Source organism: Enterobacter cloacae complex sp. P15RS (assembly GCF_014895905.1).
GTDB lineage: Bacteria > Pseudomonadota > Gammaproteobacteria > Enterobacterales > Enterobacteriaceae > Enterobacter > Enterobacter quasihormaechei.
Genome location: NZ_JADBQL010000007.1, coordinates 1 through 7,205, shown reverse-complemented (window position 1 = coordinate 7,205; position 7,205 = coordinate 1). Strand labels below are relative to the sequence as shown.

Below are 7,205 nucleotides of genomic sequence, written 5' to 3'. Positions count from 1 at the left end.
TGACCATTATTCTTAAGGCGTTTCCTGGCGAATATGTTTTGTTTTTGTTAAAGCAGGGTCTACAGCTAGACCCTGAAAATCATTGTGTGCGGAATAAGAGTTGTATAAATTTTGACTTGTCGGCAGGGCTTTTATTTCTGCAACTGAATGTCAGTAATAAATAAGGTAATACAGGATAAAGATTTATGAATAAGAAATTGATGATAGCAATGTTAGCGGCAGGTTCTGCACTCACCGTGACGAATGTATTTGCGGCGGCCGGTACCGTTAATTTTAACGGGAATATTCTGGATTCTGCCTGCGACGTTGATGTGGCATCTCAGAATCAGGTGGTAGTATTAGGCGATTATTACAAAACGGAATTTCCGACGACGGGTGCCAGAACGGCTGCGACACAGTTCAATATTATTTTGAAAAACTGTCCAGTGACGGTCACTAATGCAAAAGTCCGTTTTGACGGCACGCCGGATTTAACCAATGCCAGCCTGCTGGCGGTGGATACGTCCGTGGCAGGGGCAGCCACAGGGGTGGCGATTAACCTGATGACGGCAGATAAAGCCGATCTGCCGCTGCACGGCAGCAATGGGTATACCTACGTGCTGAGCAGCACGGCCGATAATACGCTGAACTTCTACGCTCAGTATGTTTCTACCGCGTCGTCCGTTACCGCGGGTCCGGCTAACTCAGTCGCAAACTTCTCCGTGGTTTACAACTAGGTCATTGGCAGTAATCAGCGGGGGGCCGCCCGGCCCCTTGCTTTATGAGGTATTAAAATGCGTTTTATCACCACAACTGGCCTGGCTATGGCGCTGTTAACGCTTACGTTGACATCCGCCCGCGCTGGCGTCGTTATTGGCGGCACCCGTATTATTTTCGATGGGGCTAAAAAAGAGGCGTCAATAAGTATTACTAATCCTGATAACGTTCCTTATTTAATCCAGTCGTGGATCGATGTTCAGGATGGTCAGTCCGGTAAAGCGCCTTTTATTATTACCCCTCCGCTGTATCGGCTGGACGGTGGGCAAAAAAACCTTGAGCGTATTGTCATGACGGGCTCGCTGCCCCAGGGACAGGAAAGTTTATTCTGGTTAAATATTAAAGCTATTCCATCGGCCTCAAAGCAGATGAACGCGCTGCAAATTGCCGTTAAAACGCGCATTAAATTGATTTATCGGCCAGAGCGTCTTCGCGCGTCTACGCCCGAAGACCAGGCCAACAAATTAACCTGGCATCGTGCGGGGAATACCCTCCAGGTGAATAACCCTACGCCGTACGTTATCAACTTCAATGAAATTACGGTAGGGGATAAAAAACTCGACGATGTCACGTACGTAATGCCTTCAGGTTCAGCCCGGTTTCAGTTACCGAAGGGGGCCCAGGGCAATGCGCTGACGTTTAAAGTCATTAACGATTATGGCAGTCCTGGCGAATTACACCGGGCCAGTTTGTGATCCCTTAGCATTAATCAGGTATTCGTCATGACAACGGCATTTAATACAGTGCAGCCTGCACGTCTGGCAATATTTATTGCCCTCGCGCTCGCGGGTATCTCTCCCGCGCTGTATGCCAGCGATACGTTTAATACGGAACTGATAGAACTGGATAATCCCGGAATGGGAAAAGCGGATTTATCTGCCTTTGAATCCGGCTCGCAGGCGCCCGGGACGTACCACGTTGATATTATCCTTGACGACCAGCTGCTGGAAACGCGGGATATCCGCTTCATTGCGGTGAAGGATGCCAACGGCAGCGAAACGTTGCAGCCATGCCTGAGCGTCGGGCAGTTAAAAGCGTGGGGCGTGAAAACGGCGCTTTTCCCGCAGCTCGCCGCTCAGCGTGAGTGCGCAGATCTCAAGGCGATCCCACAGGCCAGCGCAGACTTCCAGTTCGGCGCCCAGCGTCTGGCGATCAGCATCCCGCAGGCGGCTATCGATCTCCCGGCCAGAGGTTATGTTCCCCCAGATAGGTGGGATGAAGGCATTACCGCCGCCATGCTCAACTACAGCCTGAGCGGTGCGAATAGTCGGGCGAGAAGCGGGGCGGGTACCCGCAGCGACAGCCAGTATGCCAACCTGCGGCCGGGTATCAATGTCGGCCCCTGGCGGTTACGCAACTACACTACCTGGTCCCGTGATGCGTCCGGCCAGGACAGGTGGGACAACGTCTACACCTGGATGCAGCGCGCCATCATTCCCCTGAAAGCCCAGCTCACGCTTGGCGACAGTTCCGCGCCTGCCGATGTGTTTGACAGCATGCCGTTTCGCGGCGTCCAGCTGGCGTCCGACGACGATATGCTGCCGGATTCCCTAAAGGGTTACGCGCCGGTAGTGCGCGGTATTGCGCGAACCAATGCGCAGGTCGTGGTGCGTCAGAATGGCTATCAAATCTACCAAAGCTACGTGGCGCCGGGCGCGTTTGAGATCGCGGACATGTATCCCACGGGCGGCGCGGGGGATTTGGATGTGACGATCGTCGAAGCCGACGGCAGTGAGCAACATTTTACCCTGCCGTACGCTTCGCTGCCGGTCCTGCAACGGGAGGGCCGCCTCAAATATGCCCTTACCGCCGGGCAGTATCGCTCGTACAACCGCAGCGTGGAGAAAACGCCTTTCGGGCAACTGACCGGGATTTACGGCCTCCGCCACGGCATCACGCTCTATGGCGGCGTTCAGGGGGCAGATAAGTACCAGTCGGCGGCTCTGGGCGTGGGCAAGAACATGGGCGGTCTCGGGGCGATATCCGCTGACGTCACTCAGGGCTGGTCGACGCCGGAACATACCGCGAAAACAAGCGGTCAGTCGTGGCGAGCCCGGTACAGCAAGAATTTTATCATTACCGGGACAAACTTTGCGATTGCCGGGTATCGCTACTCCACCCGCGGCTATTACGGGATGCAGGACGTACTCGATTCGTACGGTTACGGCAGCGCGCTTCAGGACAGGCGGCGTAACCGTGCAGAGCTGACGATGAGCCAGACGCTGGGGGATAACCTGGGAGCGATCACGCTCACTGCGGCGCGAGAAGATTACTGGAATGACGGTAAGTCGATGGCGTCGTGGAGCGTCGGCTATAGCAACTACTGGCACAACATCAGCTATGGCCTGACATGGACCTACAGCAGAAATGTCCGTTCAGCGTCGGAGAGCCGCGACGGTCAAAAACAGGCTGACCACGACCAGCTGCTGGCGTTCAACGTTAGCATTCCGCTGGATAAATTTCTGCCGCAGACGTGGGCTAACTACGGCATGAACGCCAGCAGGAATAACGGGACGACGCACAGCATCGGCCTGAACGGGGTTGCGCTCGAAAACCGAGCCCTGAACTGGAACGTTCAGCAGGGATATGGCACAGAGGGCGTGGGCTATACCGGCAACGTGAACGCGGACTACCGGGGCACTTATGGCGAAGTGACGGCGGGTTATGGCTATGACAAAAACAGTGAACGCCTGAATTACGGGCTGCAAGGCGGCATTCTCGCCCACGCCGATGGCATCACGCTTTCTCAGCCGCTGGGGGAGACTAACGCCTTAATCAAAGCCCCTGGCGCGCACGGCGTGGACATCCGCAATCAGCCCGGTGTACGGACAGATTTCCGCGGTTATACGGTAGTGAGCAATCTTTCGGTCTACCGGATAAACGATCTCGCCCTCGATCCGGAAAATATGCCGGACGATGTCGAACTGGAGATTAACACCCGCACGGTAACGCCGACGCGGGGAGCGGTGGTGAAAGCCGATTACCTTGCGAAATCGGGTCGTCGGGTGCTGATGACCTTAACCGACAACGATCGCGCCGTGCCGTTTGGCGCGGTGGTTACCCTCGTCGGTGATGACAACGGCAGCTTTATTGTGGGCGATCGCGGCCAGGTTTATTTAACCGGTATGCGCGACCAGGGAACGCTAGTCGCGACGTGGGGCAGTCAGTCCAGCCAGCAATGCCGCGCTGATTTCAGCCTGCCGAAACACTCAACGTACGGCGGGATCGCTGATATGCGCGCCACCTGCCGTCAGGAACGCTAACATGAAATGTTTTAACGCGATTTTGCTTCTTGGTTTGCTCGCGGCGGGAAACCTCGCCCGTGCCGGTACCTGCACCACCATCACGCCGCAGCTTTCAACCCTGTCCGTTGGAACCATCAACGTGCAGCGCGATGCGCCCGTCGGCACGGTGGTCTTTTCCGGCGCGGCCTCGAACACCGGTTCCTATCTTACCGGCTGTACCAATCCACTGATGCTGGGATTCAGCATGCGCTACAACAGCGCCACGCCGAGCAGTTACGGCAACCATGTTTACAACACTAACGTCAGCGGGATAGGGATACGCTTTTCTTCAAACGCCTATTTTGAAAACCCGAGCAATACGTTTTCCTACAACGCGCAGACCTCCTACGTGGACTGGTACGGCGGGAAGATCGAGCTGGTGGTGACGGGCCCGGTGTCGTCGGGAGCGTTAACGCCAGGGGTTGTCGGCGTCGTAACGCTTCAGGGGAGCGACGGTATCTACCGTGACGGCCTGACCGTGCAACTCACCTCCGGAACCATTAATGCCCTGGCGTGCACGGTCAATACGTCACAGCTGACGTTCCCGATAGGGGATATTCCCGCTTCGGCGTTCGGCTCCGTGGTTGGCACCACGCCGACGGGGGCACAGAACACGCAAAACCTGGGACTGACCTGCGCCGCCGGAACCAATATTAATGTCTCGCTCAGTGGCATACAGAATCCGGACAGCGCGAACACCAGCGTGATGGCCTTAACCGGGCAGGGAAATGCCGGCACCGCAAAAGGGGTTGGGGTGCAGCTTATCTATAACGGGACCCCCCTGGTGATGAACAGCCGACTTTTCCTGCGCCAGTCTGCCGGCGGACAGGAGACATTACCGTTAACGGCGCGATATTACCAAACGCTGACCCGCGTCGAGTCAGGCTCAGCGAATGCCTCCGCCACCCTTAATTTGACCTATCAGTAGCAGGTAACAAGATGAAAATAAGGTACAGCACTTTGCTGTTGCTGGTTTTACTCAGCGGGAAAGTTTTCTCTGCTGATAGCGTCAACGTCGGCGTGACGGGGAATATCGTTGCGTCGCCGTGCGTATTCAATGGCGGGAATAACAGCCTTGATGTCAACCTGGGCAATATTCAGGCAACCAACATGGCGACGCCGGGCTCGACTTCAGATCCGGTATCCTTCAGCCTGCTGTTTACCCAGTGCCCAACGGGAACGCAGCGTGTGACCGTCTCTTTTACCGGCAGTCCCGATCCCGTGGCGGGGGCGGACTATTTTCTAAACAGCGGGTCGGCCTCCCACGTGGCGATAGCCATGCGTGATGCTCAAACCGGTACGCTCAAAGGAACAGGTTCCAGCATGACCCAAACCATTGCCGCCGACAGAACCGCGACGATGGCTATGCAGGCTTCGGTCAAATCCGTAACGGGTGGCGCCACGCCGGGCAGCATCAGTGCAGTTGTGGTGATGACGATGCAGTACAACTGAATGCCGGTGATAAGCATCTATTAACGAGGTGGGAATGAACGATGTTGAATATTCTGATTCAGGATACGGATCTGTTTTTTCAGGCTGGGCTACAGTACTTTTTTGAGGATTTTTTTAAGCATAACTTTCATCGCGCCATCACGTTTAACCCTGGCCTGACCCATGAAAACGTCAGTCAGGCCGATATCATTGTCCTTTCATTATGTCAGGGCGAAACGCTGACCTGTTTTCCTGAGTTACTGGCCCGGCAAAAAGGGATTGTGATAGGCCTCGTCGACGATGAGCTGCGCTTTGCGGCGTTGCCCTCCTGCTTTGAGGACATTATATTTCTCCCTCGCAGTGCATCGCTCGATCGTATTAGCGGCGTACTGTTTATCGCGTGGTTCAGGACGCAATTACCGGGTTATATGTGGAATAAAAAGCGCTGTTTCGACTGCCAGCATAAGGGGTTATCCCGACAGCAGGTGCGTATCATGGTCAATTTCTACAGAGGGCTGTCGGTTGTGCAGACCGCTCACGCGCTGGACATGAGCGAGAAAACGGTTTTTACCCATAAGTATATGATGATGCAGAAATTTAATCTGCGTAGCGATTACGAGTTGATCGTCTTGCTGAGAAAATTAATTGAGAAAAAGAGCCGGCCCAACCTGCTTCGGGACTACCTGGAAAACACTTATGCACAACCAGTAACCTGAAAGGGCAGCGGATAGCGGGCCTGGCACGCTATCCGTTTATGGGGGAAGGGGGAGGCCTTAAAGATCGTCCATGGTATAACCGACGACAATTTCCAGCGTCTTGCGGATCACATCCGCCTTGACGACGTCGTCGGTGGTTTCCAGCGTCTGGATCAGCCAGAGAATGATCGCTTTGTTGGTCAGATGACCTTCGGAAGCGAGAACACAACGAACCGCAGTCGAAAAAATGGCAGACTCTTCAGCAAAGCGATCGCCCGCATGACGGAAATACTCCGACAGCGCGCTATCTAAAAAGGCAGAGTGGTATTCGGGTTGAAGCTGAATATTTTGTCTCATTTGTTCTCACCGTAGCTGTGAAGTTATAGTCAATGTATCTTCTTTGGGCTGGAAGGTTTTCCATGACCAAATAACGGCACTACATTGTCTCGATTATTCTTAAGAGATCCCTCTCTCTGTGTTCGTCCTTGTGCGGTTCTGCGACCTGTAAAAGCGACCGTGCCAGAGCTGATTTCAGCTATCACCGTCGCCAGTGTCTCCCGCCGCTGGGGATCCGTTTCACGTGCTTGCATGTTACGCAGATGCTGAACCAACCCCTCGGTCGTCACGGGACCGCGCCCCTTCAAGAGTGAAAGCGCGGCTTCTCCAATAAGCTGGTCGATCAGGCTATCTGCATTACTGCCTTTCATAACATTAACGTTCGAACAGCAGACCAAGAAGCAGGTGATAATGGCGTTCCTCTTCAGGGCCTTTAGCCTTTTCGAGGCGACTTAACAGTTTTGTGCAGAGCGATTTGCGATTCAGATTTCGCCCATCGCTAAGAATTTCAACAACAACCTGGCCCAGAGTTTCCTGCTGGGTTGGAAGCGCGGCTTTTTCGAAGTACTGCGCAATGGCGGTTGCTGAGTCTGCGACGTAACCTTTCTGCTGCATGTTTCGCTCCTGTAAAATTCTGTAATCAGTAACGTTACATTTAAGGTATACATAATTTTCAAATCTGTACATTTAAAATGTACAATTT

The 7,205-nt window shown here is 54.1% G+C and carries 9 protein-coding genes; 6 read left to right on the top strand and 3 right to left on the bottom strand.

Features of this window, described 5'->3' with window-relative positions; all coding sequences use genetic code 11:
- Window positions 1-185 precede the first annotated feature (185 nt).
- The 6 genes from IM267_RS04245 to IM267_RS04220 are packed head-to-tail and all read left to right on the top strand — an operon-like array spanning window position 186 to window position 6,187.
- Entirely contained in the window at window positions 186-716 is a 531-nt protein-coding gene (locus IM267_RS04245; protein WP_063866495.1) for a fimbrial protein, read from the top strand.
- Window positions 717-773: 57 nt separating this feature from the next.
- On the top strand, window positions 774-1,451 hold the full coding sequence (locus tag IM267_RS04240; RefSeq protein WP_193032876.1) for a molecular chaperone: 678 nt from the start codon (window positions 774-776) through the stop codon (window positions 1,449-1,451).
- Window positions 1,452-1,478: 27 nt separating this feature from the next.
- On the top strand, window positions 1,479-4,019 hold the full coding sequence (locus tag IM267_RS04235) for a fimbria/pilus outer membrane usher protein (RefSeq protein ID WP_193032875.1): 2,541 nt from the start codon (window positions 1,479-1,481) through the stop codon (window positions 4,017-4,019).
- A 1-nt stretch (window position 4,020) separates the two neighbouring features.
- Window positions 4,021-4,968, top strand: a complete 948-nt coding sequence (locus IM267_RS04230; RefSeq protein WP_193032873.1) for a fimbrial protein — start codon at window positions 4,021-4,023, stop codon at window positions 4,966-4,968.
- 11 nt (window positions 4,969-4,979) lie between these two features.
- The gene (locus IM267_RS04225; RefSeq protein WP_193032871.1) at window positions 4,980-5,492 is read left to right on the top strand and encodes a fimbrial protein; all 513 of its coding nucleotides are present in this window, start codon (window positions 4,980-4,982) and stop codon (window positions 5,490-5,492) included.
- A gap of 41 nt (window positions 5,493-5,533) precedes the next feature.
- Window positions 5,534-6,187, top strand: coding sequence for a LuxR C-terminal-related transcriptional regulator (locus IM267_RS04220; protein WP_193032869.1), 654 nt, complete (start codon window positions 5,534-5,536; stop codon window positions 6,185-6,187).
- A gap of 57 nt (window positions 6,188-6,244) precedes the next feature.
- Here IM267_RS04220 and IM267_RS04215 read toward each other — a convergent pair whose 3' ends face one another.
- From IM267_RS04215 to ycgZ, 3 genes are read right to left on the bottom strand one after another with little or no spacing between them, the layout of a single operon-like run.
- The gene (locus IM267_RS04215; RefSeq protein ID WP_022647868.1) at window positions 6,245-6,523 is read right to left on the bottom strand and encodes a biofilm/acid-resistance regulator YmgB/AriR; all 279 of its coding nucleotides are present in this window, start codon (window positions 6,521-6,523) and stop codon (window positions 6,245-6,247) included.
- Between the two features lie 29 nt (window positions 6,524-6,552).
- Window positions 6,553-6,873 carry a hypothetical protein gene (locus tag IM267_RS04210; protein WP_193032867.1) on the bottom strand — a complete coding sequence of 107 codons (321 nt, stop codon included), beginning with the start codon at window positions 6,871-6,873 and terminating at the stop codon, window positions 6,553-6,555.
- A gap of 4 nt (window positions 6,874-6,877) precedes the next feature.
- Window positions 6,878-7,117: a regulatory protein YcgZ gene (ycgZ, locus tag IM267_RS04205; RefSeq protein ID WP_063448954.1), complete on the bottom strand. Its 240-nt coding sequence runs from the start codon at window positions 7,115-7,117 to the stop codon at window positions 6,878-6,880.
- Window positions 7,118-7,205: the final 88 nt, after the last annotated feature.

What these genes read in the sequence shown, in the direction of transcription:
- IM267_RS04235 (WP_193032875.1), top strand. Translation starts at nt 1,479, where the DNA reads ATGACAACGGCATTTAATACAGTGCAGCCTGCACGTCTGGCAATATTT.
- IM267_RS04240 (WP_193032876.1), top strand. Translation starts at nt 774, where the DNA reads ATGCGTTTTATCACCACAACTGGCCTGGCTATGGCGCTGTTAACGCTT.
- IM267_RS04245 (WP_063866495.1), top strand. Translation starts at nt 186, where the DNA reads ATGAATAAGAAATTGATGATAGCAATGTTAGCGGCAGGTTCTGCACTC.
- IM267_RS04225 (WP_193032871.1), top strand. Translation starts at nt 4,980, where the DNA reads ATGAAAATAAGGTACAGCACTTTGCTGTTGCTGGTTTTACTCAGCGGG.
- IM267_RS04210 (WP_193032867.1), bottom strand. Translation starts at nt 6,873, where the DNA reads ATGAAAGGCAGTAATGCAGATAGCCTGATCGACCAGCTTATTGGAGAA.
- IM267_RS04220 (WP_193032869.1), top strand. Translation starts at nt 5,534, where the DNA reads ATGTTGAATATTCTGATTCAGGATACGGATCTGTTTTTTCAGGCTGGG.
- ycgZ (WP_063448954.1), bottom strand. Translation starts at nt 7,117, where the DNA reads ATGCAGCAGAAAGGTTACGTCGCAGACTCAGCAACCGCCATTGCGCAG.
- IM267_RS04215 (WP_022647868.1), bottom strand. Translation starts at nt 6,523, where the DNA reads ATGAGACAAAATATTCAGCTTCAACCCGAATACCACTCTGCCTTTTTA.
- IM267_RS04230 (WP_193032873.1), top strand. Translation starts at nt 4,021, where the DNA reads ATGAAATGTTTTAACGCGATTTTGCTTCTTGGTTTGCTCGCGGCGGGA.